This is a genomic window from Mycobacterium sp. NGS29 (assembly GCF_059812965.1).
Map to the genome: position 1 here is coordinate 354,827 of NZ_JCALDR010000002.1, position 16,084 is coordinate 370,910.

Sequence of the window (16,084 nt, forward strand, 5' to 3'; positions counted from 1 at the left end):
CCATCGTGCTATGAACTCCACGTGACCAACAACGGAATCGTGATCGTCGGGGGTGGGCTTGCCGCCGCCCGGACCGCCGAGCAATTGCGCCGGGCAGCGTACGACGGCCCTGTCACCATCGTCAGTGACGAAGTGCACCTGCCCTACGACCGGCCGCCGCTGTCCAAGGAAGTGCTGCGCAGCGAGGTCGACGACGTCGCCCTCAAGCCGCGCGAGTGGTACGACGACAAGAACATCACGCTGCGACTTGGTGCGGCGGCCACCGGTCTGGACACCACCGCTCAGACGGTGAGCCTGGCCGACGGCAGCGAGCTGGGTTACGACGAGTTGGTCATCGCAACCGGCTTGGTGCCGCGCCGCATCCCGAGCTTTCCTGATCTCGAGGGCGTCCGGGTGCTGCGGTCCTTCGACGAGAGCATGGCGCTGCGCACCCATGCGGCAGCATCGAAAAAAGCGGTGGTCATCGGTGCCGGGTTCATCGGCTGCGAGGTCGCGGCCAGCCTCCGCGGCCTCGGCGTGGACGTGGTCCTGGTCGAACCGCAGCCGACACCGCTGGCATCGGTGCTCGGCGAGCAGATCGGTGCGTTGGTCACCCGGTTGCACCGCGCCGAGGGCGTCGACGTGCGCACCGGACTCGGAGTGGCCGAGGTCCGCGGCGCGGGTCACGTCGACACGGTGGTGCTCACCGACGGCGCCGAGATCAGTGCCGACCTGGTGGTCGTCGGCATCGGATCACTGCCGGCCACCGACTGGCTGGCCGACAGCGGCATCGACGTCGCCAACGGCGTCGTCTGCGACGAGGCCGGACGCACCAGCGCGCCGCACGTCTGGGCACTCGGCGACGTTGCTTCCTGGAAGGATGCGACGGGACATCAAGCGCGCGTGGAACATTGGAGCAACGTTGCCGACCAGGCCCGGGTGGTGGTGCCCGCCATGCTGGGGGCCGAGGTGCCGTCCAACGTCGTCGTCCCGTATTTCTGGAGCGACCAGTACGACGTCAAGATCCAGTGCCTGGGGGAGCCCGAGGCCACCGACATCGTGCACCTGATCGAGGACGACGGGCGCAAGTTCCTGGCGTACTACGAGCGCGACGGGGTGTTCGTCGGGGTGGTCGGAGGCGGGCTGCCCGGCAAGGTGATGAAGGTCCGCGCCAAGATCGCCAACGCCACGCCCATCGCCGAGATGCTCGGCTAGAACTGCCCCAGGTAGAACCGCGCGCCCTGGTCGTCGGCGCATTCGGCAGACAGCCCGTAGGGCTGTTGCGACGGTTCGGCCAGCACGGTGCCGCCGGCCGCGCGGACCCGCGCCACCGCAGCCTCGATGTCGGCGACGGTCCACATCGGTACGACACCCGGCTGCGTGCTGCCGCCCGCAGCACCCGACATCGGGTGGGCGTCCAGCACCTGCCACCCGTCGGCAATCCGGCCCGGTGCGAAAGTCCACCCCAGCACCTGACCGTAGAAGTCGCGGAACGCAGCGGAATCGGCCGTCTCGTAGGTGACATACGACAGCTCCCCGGGCCCGGACCCGTTGAGCTCCGGGCGTTTCCGTCCCGGTGTCGCTGCCAGGACGGCAAAGGCCGCGCCCTGCGAATCCGTCGCATCGAGGAGTGTGCCGCGCTCGGTCTGACGTAGTTCGCCGGGTGTGCCACCGGCTGCGGTGATCGCTGCGCGGGCGGTCGTCAGGTCGGCAACCGCGTAGCAGCAGATCAGGGTCGGCCGCCCCGCGGCGGCGTGGATGCCGGTCGGCAGGTCGGTGTTGGTCACCCGATGCGTCCCGGGGTCGTAACTCCAGCCCAGGACGTGACCGTAGAACGCGGCTGCGCGATCTGCGTCGGGCACCCGCATCGAGATGGATCCGAGGTCGCCCGGCTGAATCACAGCGCCGACAGGTCCGGTCAGCATCCAGCGGTGGCCGAACGGGTCGACGATGGTCGCGTTGCGCGACCCATGACTTTCACCGATCTCGCGTACCACTTCGGCGCCGTGTTGACGCGCCCGCCGAAGCGCCGCATCGGTGTCGGCCACCTGGAGCATCAGGCTCACTGAAACCACTTCTGGCTCAGGAGCTCTCAAGCCCAGCTCGGGATATTCGTCGGCCAGGTAGAGCACGCCACCGGCCAGTGCGATCTCCGCGTGCCCAATTCGGCCGTCCGGCATGACAATCGGCTCACCGGCGAGCACAGCACCGAAGGCGTCGGTGTACCAGGACAGCGCACTGCGGGCGTTGGCCACGCACAGGTAGGGCAGCGCCGCGGGCCGCGGAACTACCTCGGTCCCCTGCGGATTGGTGGTACTGGTCATGTCGATCCTTTCTGCGGGTAGTGCCAAGGTGGCCGCCAGCCGCCGGCGCAACTGCGCGGCGAAGGCCGGATCGGGTTGCACCGGAAGGTCAACGGTGTGCAGCACGCGCAACGGGTCGGGCCGACTCATGACGTGCCTCCTTCCGGATACTCTTTTCTGAACGCTCTTTTCGCGCGGACCAGCAGTGCCTCGGTCGCATGCACGGTGCGCCCGATCAGTGCGGCACATTCGCCCACGCTGCAGTCGTCCATGTAGCGCAGCACCAGCACGGTGCGGTGCGAATCGCTCAACCGGGTCAACACACTCTCGGCGACCAGCCGATCGAGTTCGGCGTCCCACTCGTCGACGGCATCCACCGGTGGTTCGGCCACCGGCTCGGGATCGGCTCGGCGCCGGTAGTGGTCGGCCAGCTTGTGTCGCGCGACTCCGAGCAACCACGGCACCGCGATCGGGGGCGGGTCCGGCTTGCGGGCCGCGTCCATCGCGGCCAGAAAGGTCTCCGAGGTGAGGTCCTCGGCGGTGCCCCGATCGCGGCAGCGGCGCACGAGGTAGCCGTACACCACCGGCAGTGCCGTGTCGTAGAGCGCCAACAGCGCACGGGCCGCGTCGCCGTGGCGGTCTGGTTGGGCGCTCACACCCCTATCGTCGCGTTGACGGCCCGAAATCCGACGCCCGGTCCGAAGAAATTTCTACTGCCAGCGCACCGGCGGGCCGTGCGCATGGCACTCGGCCAGTACCGGCTTATCCGCGCCCGGCCACCGGGCCGCGCGCACCAGGAACTTCAGCGGCGCACCGGGTCCGTCGCGGGCCGGCTCCATGGTCAGATGCGCGAACGGGGATCGGGCGGTGGCGCGGCCACTGACCTCGTCGATGCCGGCGCGCACCGCAGCCCGCTGCTCGGCGGACAGGTACTGCCAGGTAATCGAATGCCACAGCACGGTCAGCGTCCCGTCGGCCAGGGTGAGCCCTTGCACCGCATCTGCTGCCGTCCGGCGCTGCACCTGCACCGGCACCTCGCGGGCGACCGCGATGGCCCCCCGCAGGCGCTGCATCCGGGCGTCCTGATCGGGCCACACGTAGCTCAGCAGGGTCAGTTCCCCATCGGTGCCGGTGACGTCCAGGGGGGCGATGTCGTATCCACACCGCTCGACGATGCGCACCTCGCCCCCGGGCGGCAACTGGCCCTGCCACGCCCCGTCGATGAGCACCGGGGAGTCGTTCGGGCCCCACCGCCCGCCGGGGTACCGGTAGTGATACCGGTCCGCCCGCAGATTGAGTCCGGCACTCGCGCCGATCTCGAAAAGCCTTATCGGGTAACCGAAATCGTGGTTGATACAGAGCAGACCCCCGATCAGGGCGGCTGCCCGGCCCACTTCGTTCGTCTGCGGCGGCTGCTGTAGCGATGCGCGCAACGCCTCGACGCTCGAGGCGGCCACCCGGCGGATCTCCGGCCACGCGGCTTCGGCATCCCAGGTGCCGCCGATGCTGGGATACCAGCGCCGCAGTTGCGGTGCCCGTCCGTCGAGCACCAGCCGGTGCAGGCCACCGAGCAGCCGTAGCGGCACCGCGTGCCCGGCGGGCGCGTCGTGGTAGCCGGCGAGGACGGTCGCGAATACGCCGCCGGACTCCACGTCGGCGGCCACCCGCTCGGACAGCTCGCCGTACATGGTCGACCCGGCGGCTGCACAGAAACGGCCCTGGGAGCGCAGCGTGTGCAGCAGGTGTGCGTTGCGGCTCACCCGAGCCCGTCCAGCCCGGTGCCGACGACGTCGAAGGCGTTGCCCAACGCGGCCGGCAACGCCAATGACTCGTCGCTGAGCCAGTACTGGTATGCGCTCAGTGCGACGCCGAGCATCGTCCAGGCGACGGTCTGGGGCAGCAGATCGGTGGTCTTGGTCCCCGTCCTGGCCGCGACGAACCCGGCGATCACCTCGCGCCAGCCGGCATACATCGTCATCGAATATGCCTGTAGCTCAGCGGTTTCCAGGATCACCCGCATCCGTTGGCGGTGTCGCGCCGTTTCGCATTCGTCGAAGGTGTTGAAGGCCAGCAGCGCGGTGCGCAGTGCTTCGCGCAGCGGCACCGCAGGGTCTGCGTCGTCCAGCAGCTCCTGCAGTTGGCTCAGGTAGCTGTCGAATTCTCCCCAGGGGATCGCGTTCTTGGAGGCGTAGTAGCGGAACAGGGTGCGCCGGGAGATTCCAGCCGCCTGCGCGACGTCGTCGACGCTGACGTCGGCGAAACCGCGGGCGGCGAACAGGTCGATGGCGATGTCGGCGATGTGCAGCGGAGTCGTCGAGCGGCGCCGGCCGACCCGTGACCCGTGCAGCATCGCCCCCGCCCTTCCTTTTCGGCACTCGATGCCATATTGTGACCAGAACCACTCAGGATTGTCGAGACCCGCGCGAAAGGGAACGCTGTGAACAACGACGACACGATGGACAACGAGAACCAGAACGAGACCGAGCTGGTCTCCGAGACGCTGGTCGAAGAGGTGTCCATCGACGGTATGTGCGGGGTCTACTGACCGTGGCGGTGCCCGCGCACGCCGGGCAGCTCGACGCAGCCGCGTTCGACCCCGGCCGCGGCTGGCGTCTGCACCCGCAGGTGGCCGTTCGGCCGGAACCCTTTGGCGCGCTGCTGTATCACTTCGGCACCCGCAAGCTCTCGTTCCTGAAAAACCGCACCATTCTGACGGTGGTGCGGTCACTGGCCGAGCATCCCGACGTGCGCTCGGCATTACAGGCCGCGGGCGTCGACGACGCCGACCAGGGCCCGTATCTACACGCGCTGCGCGTGTTGGCCGATTCCACGATGTTGCTGCCGCAGGAGGAAGAATGACCGCACCGGCCAAGGTGCCCCGGCTCATCGAGCAGTTCGAGCACGGACTGGATGCGCCGATCTGTCTGACCTGGGAGCTGACCTACGCCTGCAACCTGGCGTGCGTGCACTGCCTGTCATCGTCGGGCAAACGCGACCCCCGGGAGTTGTCCACCCGCCAGTGCCAGGACATCATCGACGAGCTGGAACGCATGCAGGTGTTCTACGTGAACATCGGTGGCGGCGAACCCACTGTGCGCCCGGACTTTTGGGAACTGGTGGATTATGCGACCGCACACCACGTCGGGGTCAAGTTCTCCACCAACGGTGTGCGCATCACTCCCGAGGTGGCTGCGCGGCTGGCCGCCAGCGATTACGTCGATGTGCAGATCTCGCTGGACGGCGCGACCGCCGAGGTCAATGACGCCGTGCGCGGCGCCGGCTCGTTCGACATGGCGGTGCGTGCCTTGCAGAACCTGGCCGACGCCGGCTTCCGGGATGCGAAGATCTCGGTGGTGGTCACCCGCCACAACGTCGGTCAGCTCGACGAATTCGCCGCGCTGGCAAGCCGTTACGGCGCCACGCTGCGGATCACCCGGTTGCGCCCCTCAGGTCGCGGCGCCGATGTCTGGGAGGAGCTGCACCCCACCGCCGAGCAGCAGGTCCAGCTGTACGACTGGTTGGTCGCCAAGGGTGAGCGGGTGCTCACCGGTGACTCGTTCTTCCACCTGGCCCCGCTGGGCACCGCCGGTGCGCTGGCCGGGCTCAACATGTGTGGCGCCGGACGGGTGGTGTGCCTGATCGACCCGGTCGGGGACGTCTACGCCTGCCCGTTCGCCATCCACGACCGCTTCCTGGCCGGCAACGTGCTGTCCGACGGCGGCTTTGACAATGTCTGGAAGAACGCGCCGCTGTTCCGCGAATTGCGCGAGCCGCAGTCCGCGGGAGCCTGCGGCAGCTGCGGACACTACGACAGCTGCCGGGGCGGCTGTATGGCCGCCAAATTCTTCACCGGCCTACCGCTGGACGGGCCCGACCCCGAATGCGTGCAGGGTTACGGCGCACCGGCGCTGGCGACCGAACGCGAGACGCCCCGGCCGCGCGTCGATCACTCCCGCGGTCGCCGCATCAGCACCCCGGTGCCGCTCACGCTCTCGATGCGGCCACCGAGCCGGATCTGCAACGAAAGTCCCGTATAGCCATGGCAGACCAATGGTTTGAAACTGTCGCCATTGCCCAACAGCGTGCCAAGCGGCGGCTACCGAAATCGGTCTATTCGTCTTTGATTTCGGCCAGCGAAAAAGGCGTCACTGTCGCCGACAATGTCGCGGCGTTCAGCGAACTCGGTTTTGCCCCGCACGTCGTTGGGGCCAGCGAGAAACGCGACCTCGCGACCACTGTTATGGGCCAGGACATTTCCCTGCCGGTCCTCATTTCCCCCACCGGCGTGCAGGCGGTCGACCCCGAGGGGGAGGTGGCCGTGGCCCGGGCGGCGGCCGCTCGCGGCACGGCAATGGGTTTGTCGTCGTTCGCCAGCAAGCCGATCGAGGAGGTCGTGGCGGCGAACCCGAAGATCTTCTTCCAGATCTACTGGCTCGGCGACCGGGACGCGATCGCCGCGCGCGTCGAGCGCGCCCGGCAGGCCGGTGCCGTCGGCCTGATCGTCACCACCGACTGGACGTTCTCCCACGGCCGGGATTGGGGCAGCCCCAAGATCCCCGAGGCGATGAACCTCAAGACCATGCTGCGGATGTCGCCGGAGGCGATCACCAAGCCGCGGTGGTTGTGGAAGTTCGGCAAGACGCTGCGGCCGCCGGACCTGCGGGTGCCCAACCAGGGCCGCCGCGGCGAGCCCGGCCCGCCGTTCTTCAACGCCTACGGCGAGTGGATGGGGACGCCGCCGCCGACCTGGGAAGACATCGCCTGGCTGCGCGATCTGTGGGGCGGACCGTTCATGCTCAAGGGCGTGATGCGCGTCGACGACGCCAAAAGGGCTGTCGACGCCGGTGTTTCGGCGATCTCGGTGTCCAACCACGGGGGCAACAACCTGGATGGCACGCCCGCGTCGATCCGTGCCCTGCCCGCTGTCGCGGCCGCCGTCGGCGACCAGGTCGAAGTGCTGTTCGACGGGGGAATCCGCCGCGGCAGCGATGTCGTGAAAGCGGTGGCGCTGGGCGCCCGCGCGGTGATGATCGGGCGGGCTTACCTGTGGGGGCTGGCCGCAGCAGGCCAACCCGGCGTGGAGAACGTCCTCGACATCCTGCGCGGCGGCATCGACTCGGCGTTGATGGGCCTCGGGCACTCGTCCGTGCACGACCTCAGTGCCGACGACATCCTGGTTCCGGACGGCTTCACCCGGACGTTGGGCGTGGGCTGAGCGGTGCCCCCCCGATTCGGGTGGCGCTCTGCGGGTACCACAAATGTGGTTGCGCCGAAAGGGCTTTAAATGACGAATCCGGCAAACATGGTACGGGCGGGGCAGTCGTGGCGAACGAGCATCGAATTCGCGTACTGGATCAATGTGGACAGAAAAAAATTTGAATAGGTAGTGCAACAATTGGTGCACGACAGGTTAATTCGGCCTACCATCGGCGAGTGCCAATGCTCGGCGAGGTGGGGAGTGCAACGTCGAAGCAACTCTCGATATCCGCCCCGCCGTCAATAATGGTCCCGCTCGGATCCACCGAGCAGCACGGGCCGCACCTGCCATTGGACACCGACACCCGGATCGCGACGGCCGTCGCCCGTGCGATCGCCGAGCGGGTGGACTGGCTGGTGGCGCCCGCGATCGCCTACGGCGCCAGCGGCGAGCACCAGGACTTCGCCGGCACGATCTCGATCGGCACCGAGGCCTTGACCACCCTGCTGGTGGAGTTCGGCCGCTCGGCAACCTGCTGGGCCGGGCGCGTGGTCTTCGTCAACGGGCACGGCGGCAATGTGCCGGCGCTGGGCCGGGCGACCAGCGTGCTGCGATCCGAAGGTCGCGACGTCGGTTGGTGCCCGTGCGTGACAACCGGTGGTGACGCGCATGCCGGGCATACCGAAACGTCGGTGTTACTGCTCATTTCGCCGGACGAGGTGCGTACCGACGCGATGCTCGCCGGCAACGAGGCGCCGTTGCGTGAGTTGCTGCCCGCGATGCGCCGCGGCGGGGTCGCGGCGGTGAGCCAGATCGGCGTGCTGGGTGATCCGACAACTGCCACGGCGGTCGAGGGGAAAAGGATCTTTGCTGAAATGGTCGACGATGGGGTGCGTCGAATTGCCCGGTGGCTGCCTGCGGGCGACGGGATGCTGACATGACGGCGCCGGCGACGGTGCAGAGGTGCAGCGATGCCGAGGAGCGGCGCACATGACGCAGACCCGCCTGCCGGACGGGTTTGCGGTACAGGTCGATCGTCGTGTGCGGGTGCTCGGCGACGGCAAGGCGCTGCTGGGCGGGTCGCCGACCCGGTTGCTGCGGCTGGCGCCGGCCGCCCAGAGCATGCTCTCCGACGGTCGCCTGAAGGTCAGCGACGAGCTCAGCGCCCAGCTGGCCCGCACCCTGCTCGACGCCACGGTGGCCCACCCGCGCCCGGCCACGGGCCCGTCGCACCGCGATGTCACGGTCGTTATCCCGGTGCGCGACAACGTATCCGGTCTCCGCCGACTGGTGGCGTCGTTGCGCGGGCTGCGGGTGATCGTGGTGGACGACGGTTCCTCCCGCCCGGTCGAACTGGAAGATTTCACCGGTGCCCACTGTGACGTCGAAGTGCTGCATCACGTCCGCAGCAGAGGCCCGGCGGCCGCCCGCAACACCGGGCTGGCCGCGTGTTCTACCGATTTCGTCGCGTTCCTGGATTCCGACGTGGCACCGCGCCGCGGCTGGCTGGAAGCTCTGCTCGGTCACTTCTGTGACCCGACTGTCGCACTGGTCGCGCCCCGCATCGTCGGCCTGACGCCGACCGAGAATGTGATAAGCCGCTACGAGGCGGTGCATTCGTCGCTGGACCTGGGTTTGCGTGAGGCGCCGGTACTGCCGCACAGCACGGTGTCCTACGTGCCCAGCGCCGCGATCGTCTGCCGGACCTCGGCGATCCGGGAAGTGGGCGGCTTCGACGAGACCATGCACTCCGGTGAGGACGTCGACTTGTGCTGGCGCCTGGTGGAAGCCGGTGCCCGGCTGCGCTACGAGCCGATCGCGCGGGTTGCGCACGACCATCGGACCGAGCTCCGGGTCTGGATAGCGCGCAAGGCTTTCTACGGCGGGTCGGCGGCTCCGCTGTCGGTGCGCCACCCCGACAAGACCGCGCCGGTGGTCATCTCGGGGTGGGCATTGATCGCCTGGATCCTGATGTCGCTCGGCAGCGGCCTGGCCCAGCTGGCGTCCGTGGCCATCGCCGTATTGACGGGCCGGCGCATCGCGCGGGTCATGCGCAGCGCCGAGACCACGATGTGGGACGTGGTCGTGGTCGCCACCCGGGGCCTGTGGTCGGCGGCGCTGCAACTGGCGTCGGCGCTCTGTCGGCACTACTGGCCGCTGGCGCTGTTCGCGGCGATCCTGTCCCGGCACTTCCGGCGGGTCGTGCTGGTGGCGGCGGTCGTCGACGGTGTGACGGACTGGCTTCGCCGCCGCGACGCCGTCGACGACGACGCCGAGCCGATCGGGCTGCTGACCTACCTGCTGCTCAAGCGGGTCGACGATCTGGCCTACGGCATCGGGCTGTGGTACGGCGTGCTGCGCGAACGCAACATCGGCGCACTCAAGCCGCAGATTCGGACGTAACGCCCGCCTTGTCCGCAGCCGCCCGGCACAGCGACGTCTTGGTCGTGGGCGCCGGAAGCGCCGGTTCGGTTGTCGCCGAACGCCTTTCCGCGGATTCCCACTGCACGGTGCGGGTATTGGAGGCCGGCCCCGGACTTCTCGACCCGGATCTGCTGGCCCGCACCCGCAACGGGCTGCAGTTGCCCATCGGCACGGGCAGTCCGTTGGCCGAGCGCTACCTGGCCAACCTCACCGACCACCCGGTCCGGCAGCTGCCGATCGTGCGGGGGACGACCGTCGGCGGCTCCGGTGCGGTCAACGGCGGCTACTTCTGCCGCGGGCTCCCCGACGACTTCGACAGCCTCGGCCTACCCGGCTGGGGGTGGCCCGACGTACTCGGACACTTCCGGGCCATCGAGACTGACCTGGATTACCAAACTCCCGGGCACGGCGACAATGGGCCCATCCCGGTCCGGCGCACCGCGGAGTTCACCGGGGCCTCCGAAACCTTTGTCGCCGCCACCCGGCGCGCCGGGTTTCCCTGGTTGACCGACCTCAACGACGTCGGACCGCTCCCGGTGGCGGGGGTGGGGGCGGTGCCGCTCAATATCGTCGACGGAGTGCGAACCGGGTCGGGCGCCGCCTTCCTGATACCCGCACTGCATCGCCCGAACCTCACCCTGCTGGCACAGACGCGGGCGCTGCGGTTGCGGTTTGCCGGCGGGTCGGCGACCGGGGTGGACACGATCGGTCCCGACGGCCCTGTCACCTTCAGCGCAGAACGAATCGTGTTGTGCGCTGGGGCAATACGATCGGCACAGCTGCTGATGCTGTCTGGCGTCGGTGCCGAGTCGGTGCTGCGGGCGGCCGGTATAGCGGTGCGGGAGGCGCTGCCGGTCGGACAGCGATGCAGCGACCACCCGGAACAGGTGATGCCGACGAGTTGGGACGTGGCGGTGGACCGTCCGGTGCTGGAGGTGGTGCTGAGCACCGCCGACGGTATCGAGATACGGCCTTACACAGGTGGTTTCGTGGCCATGACCGGTGACGGCAGCGCCGGTCACCGCGACTGGCCGCACGTCGGGGTGGCGCTCATGCGGCCACGGGCGCGCGGCCGCGTGACGGTGGTGTCGGCCGATCCCTCGGTCGCGCCCCGGATCGAGCATCGTTACGACAGCGAGCCGGCCGACCTGGCGCAACTGCGGGACGGCACGACGCTGGCACGCGAATTGCTCTGCACATCAACGCATCTCGGTCAAGCCGTGTGGTCAACGTCGCAGCATCTGTGCGGCAGCCTCCCGATGGGTATCGATGATGATCCGCACGCTGTCGTCGACAACCGTTGTCGGGTAAAGGGTTTGGACAATCTCTGGGTGATCGATGGTTCGGTGCTGCCGGTGGTGCCCAGTCGCGGGCCGCACGCCACCATCGTGATGTTGGCTCACCGCGCGGCCGAATTCGTGGCCTGACAAGCGGTCAGCCGTGGCTCGCCGCCGGCTCCTCGGACGTCACCACACGTGCCACCGGTGCAGGTTGCGCGGCCGCCGCCGCCCGGGCCGCCAACGGTGCGGGCAACGCCGATGCTGCGGGCGCGTCCACTTCCACCACTTCGTCCGGGACGGTCCGTAGCGGCGAGATCGGCTGACGTGTCACCGACCCCACCGATCTCGCCGCTACTGCCGACCCCGACGAACCCACCGGCACAGCCGATGTTGTCGCAGGGCCCCCCGGCCCCAACGGTCCACTGATGGCCACCGCTTGTGCGGCAGCGGGCGCCACCGCAGCGCTGTGGCTCAGCACTGCACGCCCGAGCGTCTGCTGGGGCACTGCCGCCTCGGCCTCGAAGCTGGAGTTATTCGCGGCCTCGCTGAGTCCGTACTGCTGCGCGCCCATACTCATGAGTTGCACGAATTGGTTGTGAAATTGGTTCGCCTGGGCGCTGATCGCCTGGAATGCCTCGGCATGCGCGCCGAACAATGCCGCGATCTGCGCCGACACGGCGTCGGCGCCCGCGGGCGCCAGTACCCCTGTCGTGGGACCCACGGCTGCCGAGCCGGCATCACTGATCGCCGATCCGATGTTCGCCAAATCCGTTGCCGCCGCGGCAACGTACTGCGGCGCTGCGATCACATACGACATTCCGGTTCCCTCAGTTGGCCTAGATAGAGTCCGCTGCCCGCCGACGAACCTTGCCCCCGAACAGATGGTAACCAGCAGCGCCGGTCGCGCGTGCCGTTTTGGCGGAATGCGTTCCGGACTCACCGCAGCCCGGGAGCCCGGGGACCGGCCAGGACCGCCGACTCGCGACGATGACAGCCGAGGGCAGGTTTCAGGGTCTCGGCCATAGCCGGCGAATGTTGTACTCGAACCCGGAGGTGCATCACAATCGAGCAGGTGAGTGACACAGATCCTCGCCCGGCGCGGTCCAGGGCCCGTTTGCTGGAAGCCGCCGCCGCGCTGCTGCGCTCCGGAGGTCCCAGTGCGGTGACCATCGACGCGGTCACCCGAGCCGCCAACGTGGCCCGAGCCACGTTGTACCGCCACTTCCCGAGCGGAAACGATTTACTGGCAGCAACTTTCAGCAGCCTCATCCCCGCCGCGCCGACACCGCCCGAAGACGGCCCGCTGCGGGACCGGCTGGTGGCGCTCTTGCTGGCGCAGGCCGAGTTGATCGCCGAAGCCCCCGCGGTGCTGACCGCGACGGCGTGGCTGGCGCTGGGATCGGATCTGCAGGAGTTGCCCGGGCCCGGCGACGGCAGCGGCACGCCGAACGCGATGGCCACCTTGCGCGCGCGCATCGCCCAGCAATACGCGGCACCGTTCGACGTCATCTTCGGCAGCCCCGAGGCGGTGGCCGAACTGGGCGAGGTCGACCGGTCCCGCGCGATTGCCCTGCTGATCGGTCCGGTGGCGATAGGGCGGTTATCCACCCTGCCGGATTTCGACTACCGCGAAACCGTGCAGGCGGCCGTCGACGGCTTCCTGCACGTGCAGCGCGCCCAGGCACGCGCCGACGCGGCGGATACCCGATCGGCAGGTGCCTGACCCGCCCTATAAGCCCAGCTAGGGCTGTTGCCGGCGAGGAATCTGCGGCCGCGGTCGGCACGACGTCGCAAGATTTGGCCGAGCGCTGATCTTCAGGCATACTGTTCAGGTTGCCCAGCGCCAGGTTTGCGCCTGGCCGGGCATACGACCAGCGCCCACCAGGGCGCGTCCGGTCCCAACCTTGGAGCGCGACAATTTCGGTCGCCTACAAGGCTGCGTGCGGGTGACACATCCGGGCGCGGGGGAGCGGCTGGACCACGACAGGTAAACAGCGGCGCAGTATCCGGCGCAACGCTAGAGCGGCCCCCGAGGGGCGTCGTTCTCGCGCGTCGGGTGGCACTGGGTGGAAGAAGAGGTAGGAGAAGCGTGGCGGGACAGAAGATCCGCATCAGGCTCAAGGCCTACGACCATGAGGCTATCGACGCGTCGGCGCGCAAGATCGTCGAAACCGTCGTACGTACCGGAGCCAGCGTCGTCGGACCGGTGCCGCTGCCGACCGAGAAGAATGTGTACTGCGTCATCCGCTCACCGCACAAGTACAAGGACTCGCGGGAGCACTTCGAGATGCGCACACACAAACGGTTGATCGACATCCTCGACCCGACGCCGAAGACCGTTGACGCACTCATGCGCATCGATCTGCCGGCCAGTGTCGACGTCAACATCCAGTAGGAGATCGGCGACCAATGGCGAGAAAAGGCATTCTGGGTACCAAGCTGGGCATGACGCAGGTATTCGATGAGAACAACAGAGTCGTGCCCGTGACGGTCGTCAAGGCCGGTCCGAACGTGGTGACCCGCATCCGTACCCCCGAGCAGGACGGGTACAGCGCCGTGCAGTTGGCCTACGGGGAGATCAGTCCGCGCAAGGTCAACAAGCCGGTCACCGGCCAGTACGCCGCGGCGGGTGTCAACCCGCGCCGGCACCTGGCCGAGTTGCGGCTCGACGATCCGGAGGCGGCGGCCGAGTATCAGGTCGGTCAGGAGCTGACGGCGGAGATCTTCGCTGACGGCGCCTATGTCGACGTGACCGGCACCTCCAAGGGCAAGGGCTTCGCCGGCACCATGAAGCGGCACGGTTTCCGTGGTCAGAGCGCTAGCCACGGCGCCCAGGCGGTGCACCGGCGCCCGGGATCGATCGGCGGATGTGCCACTCCGGCAAGGGTGTTCAAAGGCACCCGGATGGCCGGGCGGATGGGTAGCGACCGCGTCACCGTGCAGAACCTGGTGGTGCACAAGGTCGATGCCGAGAACGGCGTGCTGTTGATCAAGGGCGCGGTTCCCGGCCGCACCGGTGGACTCGTCGTGGTCCGCACTGCGATCAAACGAGGTGAGAAGTAATGGCGCTCAAACTCGACGTGAAGACGCCGGCGGGTGACACCGACGGCACCATCGAGCTGCCGGCCGAGCTGTTCGACGCACCGGCCAACATCGCGTTGATGCACCAGGTGGTGACCGCCCAACGGGCGGCGGCACGGCAGGGTACGCACGCGACGAAGACCCGGGGCGACGTCAGCGGTGGTGGCCGCAAGCCCTACCGGCAGAAGGGCACCGGTCGCGCGCGGCAGGGTTCGACCCGTGCCCCGCAGTTCACCGGCGGTGGCGTGGTGCACGGTCCCCAGCCGCGCGACTACAGCCAGCGCACGCCCAAGAAGATGATCGCCGCCGCTTTGCGCGGGGCGCTGTCGGACCGGGCGCGCAACGGGCGCATCCACGCGGTGACCGAGTTGGTGTCGGGGCAGACCCCATCCACCAAGAGCGCCAAGGCTTTTCTGGGCACGCTGACCGACCGCAAGCAGGTGCTGGTGGTCATCGGCCGCAGCGACGAGGCCGGCGCGAAGAGCGTGCGCAACCTGCCCGGTGTGCACATCTTGCCGTCGGACCAACTCAATACCTACGACGTGCTGCGAGCCGACGACGTGGTGTTCAGCGTCGAGGCGTTGAACGCCTACATCGCGGCCAACACCGGTCATAAGGCAACTTCCGAGGAGGTAACGGCGTAGATGGCGACCATCGCTGACCCCCGCGACATCATTTTGGCGCCGGTCATCTCGGAGAAGTCCTACGGACTGCTCGACGACAATGTGTACACCTTCGTGGTGCACCCCGACTCGAACAAGACGCAGATCAAGATCGCTGTCGAGAAGATCTTTGCCGTCAAGGTCGTATCGGTGAACACCGCGAATCGGCAGGGCAAGCGCAAGCGCACCCGGACCGGTTACGGCAAGCGCAAGAGCACCAAGCGCGCCATCGTGACCCTGGCACCGGGCAGCAAGCCGATCGACCTGTTCGGAGCACCGGCCTAGCGCCGCGCGCGAGAGAGAGCTGATCAGACATGGCAATTCGCAAGTACAAGCCGACGACACCGGGTCGCCGCGGTGCCAGCGTGTCCGACTTCGCCGAGATCACTCGGACGACGCCGGAGAAGTCGCTGGTTCGCCCGTTGCACGGTCGCGGTGGTCGTAACGCGCACGGCCGGATCACCACCCGCCACAAGGGCGGTGGCCACAAGCGTGCCTACCGGGTGATCGACTTCCGCCGCAACGACAAGGACGGGGTGAACGCCAAGGTCGCGCATATCGAGTACGACCCGAACCGCACCGCCCGCATCGCCCTGCTCCATTTCCTGGACGGCGAAAAGCGTTACATCATTGCGCCGAACGGTCTTTCGCAGGGTGACATCGTCGAGTCGGGTGCCAACGCCGACATCAAGCCCGGCAACAACCTGCCGCTGCGCAACATCCCCGCCGGCACCCTGGTGCACGCGGTGGAGCTGCGCCCCGGCGGTGGCGCCAAACTCGCGCGCTCGGCCGGGTCGAGCATCCAGCTGCTCGGTAAGGAAGCCACCTACGCCTCGCTGCGGATGCCCAGTGGTGAGATCCGCCGCGTCGACGTGCGCTGCCGCGCAACCGTTGGTGAGGTCGGCAACGCCGAACAGGCAAACATCAACTGGGGCAAGGCCGGTCGGATGCGGTGGAAGGGCAAGCGCCCGTCCGTCCGTGGTGTGGTGATGAACCCGGTCGACCACCCGCACGGCGGTGGTGAGGGTAAGACCTCGGGTGGTCGGCACCCGGTGAGCCCGTGGGGCAAGCCCGAGGGCCGTACCCGCAACCCGAACAAAGCAAGCAACAAGCTCATTGTCCGACGCCGGCGCACCGGCAAGAAGCACGGCCGGTAGG

The 16,084-nt window shown here is 68.2% G+C and carries 19 protein-coding genes and 1 pseudogene; 14 read left to right on the forward strand and 6 right to left on the reverse strand.

Annotated features, from left to right (window positions below; genetic code table 11):
- Positions 1-21 precede the first annotated feature (21 nt).
- Positions 22-1,194, forward strand: coding sequence for an NAD(P)/FAD-dependent oxidoreductase (locus AC5Y5Z_RS04095; RefSeq protein WP_463825793.1), 1,173 nt, complete (start codon positions 22-24; stop codon positions 1,192-1,194).
- On the opposite strand, the gene AC5Y5Z_RS04100 is transcribed toward AC5Y5Z_RS04095, so the two are convergent.
- Genes AC5Y5Z_RS04100 through mftR form a run of 4 tightly spaced genes read right to left on the reverse strand, consistent with a single transcriptional unit; the run spans position 1,191 to position 4,632 of the window.
- Complete coding sequence (locus AC5Y5Z_RS04100) at positions 1,191-2,432, reverse strand: VOC family protein (protein ID WP_499923539.1); 1,242 nt, start codon at positions 2,430-2,432, stop codon at positions 1,191-1,193. The two genes, AC5Y5Z_RS04095 and AC5Y5Z_RS04100, sit on opposite strands and share 4 nt — an antisense overlap.
- Positions 2,429-2,938, reverse strand: coding sequence for an RNA polymerase sigma factor (locus tag AC5Y5Z_RS04105; RefSeq protein ID WP_499923540.1), 510 nt, complete (start codon positions 2,936-2,938; stop codon positions 2,429-2,431). The genes AC5Y5Z_RS04100 and AC5Y5Z_RS04105 overlap by 4 nt, the downstream gene beginning before the upstream one ends.
- A 54-nt stretch (positions 2,939-2,992) precedes the next feature.
- Positions 2,993-4,042: a DUF2332 domain-containing protein gene (locus AC5Y5Z_RS04110; protein ID WP_473139333.1), complete on the reverse strand. Its 1,050-nt coding sequence runs from the start codon at positions 4,040-4,042 to the stop codon at positions 2,993-2,995.
- Complete coding sequence (mftR, locus tag AC5Y5Z_RS04115) at positions 4,039-4,632, reverse strand: mycofactocin system transcriptional regulator MftR (RefSeq protein ID WP_473139332.1); 594 nt, start codon at positions 4,630-4,632, stop codon at positions 4,039-4,041. Before mftR ends, AC5Y5Z_RS04110 begins: the two co-directional genes overlap by 4 nt.
- Positions 4,633-4,719: 87 nt before the next feature.
- On the opposite strand from mftR, the gene mftA reads away from it, so the two are divergent.
- The 7 genes from mftA to mftG all read left to right on the forward strand — a co-directional run bounded on the left by mftA (position 4,720) and on the right by mftG (position 11,330).
- Entirely contained in the window at positions 4,720-4,827 is a 108-nt protein-coding gene (gene mftA / locus AC5Y5Z_RS04120; RefSeq protein ID WP_463825799.1) for a mycofactocin precursor MftA, read from the forward strand.
- 2 nt (positions 4,828-4,829) lie between these two features.
- The gene (mftB, locus tag AC5Y5Z_RS04125; RefSeq protein ID WP_499923542.1) at positions 4,830-5,141 is read left to right on the forward strand and encodes a mycofactocin biosynthesis chaperone MftB; all 312 of its coding nucleotides are present in this window, start codon (positions 4,830-4,832) and stop codon (positions 5,139-5,141) included.
- Positions 5,138-6,319, forward strand: a complete 1,182-nt coding sequence (mftC, locus tag AC5Y5Z_RS04130; RefSeq protein ID WP_499923543.1) for a mycofactocin radical SAM maturase — start codon at positions 5,138-5,140, stop codon at positions 6,317-6,319. The genes mftB and mftC overlap by 4 nt, the downstream gene beginning before the upstream one ends.
- 2 nt (positions 6,320-6,321) lie before the next feature.
- Positions 6,322-7,497 (forward strand): pre-mycofactocin synthase MftD, encoded by a 1,176-nt coding sequence (gene mftD / locus AC5Y5Z_RS04135; RefSeq protein ID WP_463825802.1) that lies wholly within the window; start codon positions 6,322-6,324, stop codon positions 7,495-7,497.
- A gap of 224 nt (positions 7,498-7,721) precedes the next feature.
- The gene (gene mftE, locus AC5Y5Z_RS04140; RefSeq protein WP_499923676.1) at positions 7,722-8,420 is read left to right on the forward strand and encodes a mycofactocin biosynthesis peptidyl-dipeptidase MftE; all 699 of its coding nucleotides are present in this window, start codon (positions 7,722-7,724) and stop codon (positions 8,418-8,420) included.
- A gap of 49 nt (positions 8,421-8,469) precedes the next feature.
- Entirely contained in the window at positions 8,470-9,882 is a 1,413-nt protein-coding gene (gene mftF / locus AC5Y5Z_RS04145; protein ID WP_473139328.1) for a mycofactocin biosynthesis glycosyltransferase MftF, read from the forward strand.
- A gap of 8 nt (positions 9,883-9,890) precedes the next feature.
- On the forward strand, positions 9,891-11,330 hold the full coding sequence (gene mftG, locus AC5Y5Z_RS04150) for a mycofactocin dehydrogenase MftG (protein WP_499923545.1): 1,440 nt from the start codon (positions 9,891-9,893) through the stop codon (positions 11,328-11,330).
- Positions 11,331-11,337: 7 nt separating this feature from the next.
- Here mftG and AC5Y5Z_RS04155 read toward each other — a convergent pair whose 3' ends face one another.
- Positions 11,338-12,000: a PE family protein gene (locus tag AC5Y5Z_RS04155; RefSeq protein ID WP_499923546.1), complete on the reverse strand. Its 663-nt coding sequence runs from the start codon at positions 11,998-12,000 to the stop codon at positions 11,338-11,340.
- Between the two features lie 300 nt (positions 12,001-12,300).
- Between AC5Y5Z_RS04155 and AC5Y5Z_RS04160 the strand changes: the two genes are divergently transcribed.
- Positions 12,301-12,906: a TetR/AcrR family transcriptional regulator gene (locus tag AC5Y5Z_RS04160; RefSeq protein WP_499923677.1), complete on the forward strand. Its 606-nt coding sequence runs from the start codon at positions 12,301-12,303 to the stop codon at positions 12,904-12,906.
- A 70-nt stretch (positions 12,907-12,976) separates the two neighbouring features.
- Here the strand turns inward: AC5Y5Z_RS04160 and AC5Y5Z_RS04165 are convergent.
- Positions 12,977-13,165, reverse strand: a pseudogene (locus AC5Y5Z_RS04165) (hypothetical protein); the annotation flags it as partial.
- Positions 13,166-13,272: 107 nt separating this feature from the next.
- On the opposite strand from AC5Y5Z_RS04165, the gene rpsJ reads away from it, so the two are divergent.
- The 5 genes from rpsJ to rplB are packed head-to-tail and all read left to right on the forward strand — an operon-like array spanning position 13,273 to position 16,083.
- Complete coding sequence (rpsJ, locus tag AC5Y5Z_RS04170) at positions 13,273-13,578, forward strand: 30S ribosomal protein S10 (protein ID WP_003873519.1); 306 nt, start codon at positions 13,273-13,275, stop codon at positions 13,576-13,578.
- 14 nt (positions 13,579-13,592) lie between these two features.
- Positions 13,593-14,246 (forward strand): 50S ribosomal protein L3, encoded by a 654-nt coding sequence (gene rplC, locus AC5Y5Z_RS04175; RefSeq protein WP_499923549.1) that lies wholly within the window; start codon positions 13,593-13,595, stop codon positions 14,244-14,246.
- Positions 14,246-14,908: a 50S ribosomal protein L4 gene (gene rplD, locus AC5Y5Z_RS04180; RefSeq protein ID WP_463825808.1), complete on the forward strand. Its 663-nt coding sequence runs from the start codon at positions 14,246-14,248 to the stop codon at positions 14,906-14,908. The genes rplC and rplD overlap by 1 nt, the downstream gene beginning before the upstream one ends.
- On the forward strand, positions 14,909-15,211 hold the full coding sequence (gene rplW / locus AC5Y5Z_RS04185; protein ID WP_463825809.1) for a 50S ribosomal protein L23: 303 nt from the start codon (positions 14,909-14,911) through the stop codon (positions 15,209-15,211).
- Positions 15,212-15,240: 29 nt separating this feature from the next.
- Positions 15,241-16,083: a 50S ribosomal protein L2 gene (rplB, locus tag AC5Y5Z_RS04190; protein ID WP_065159153.1), complete on the forward strand. Its 843-nt coding sequence runs from the start codon at positions 15,241-15,243 to the stop codon at positions 16,081-16,083.
- Position 16,084: the final 1 nt, after the last annotated feature.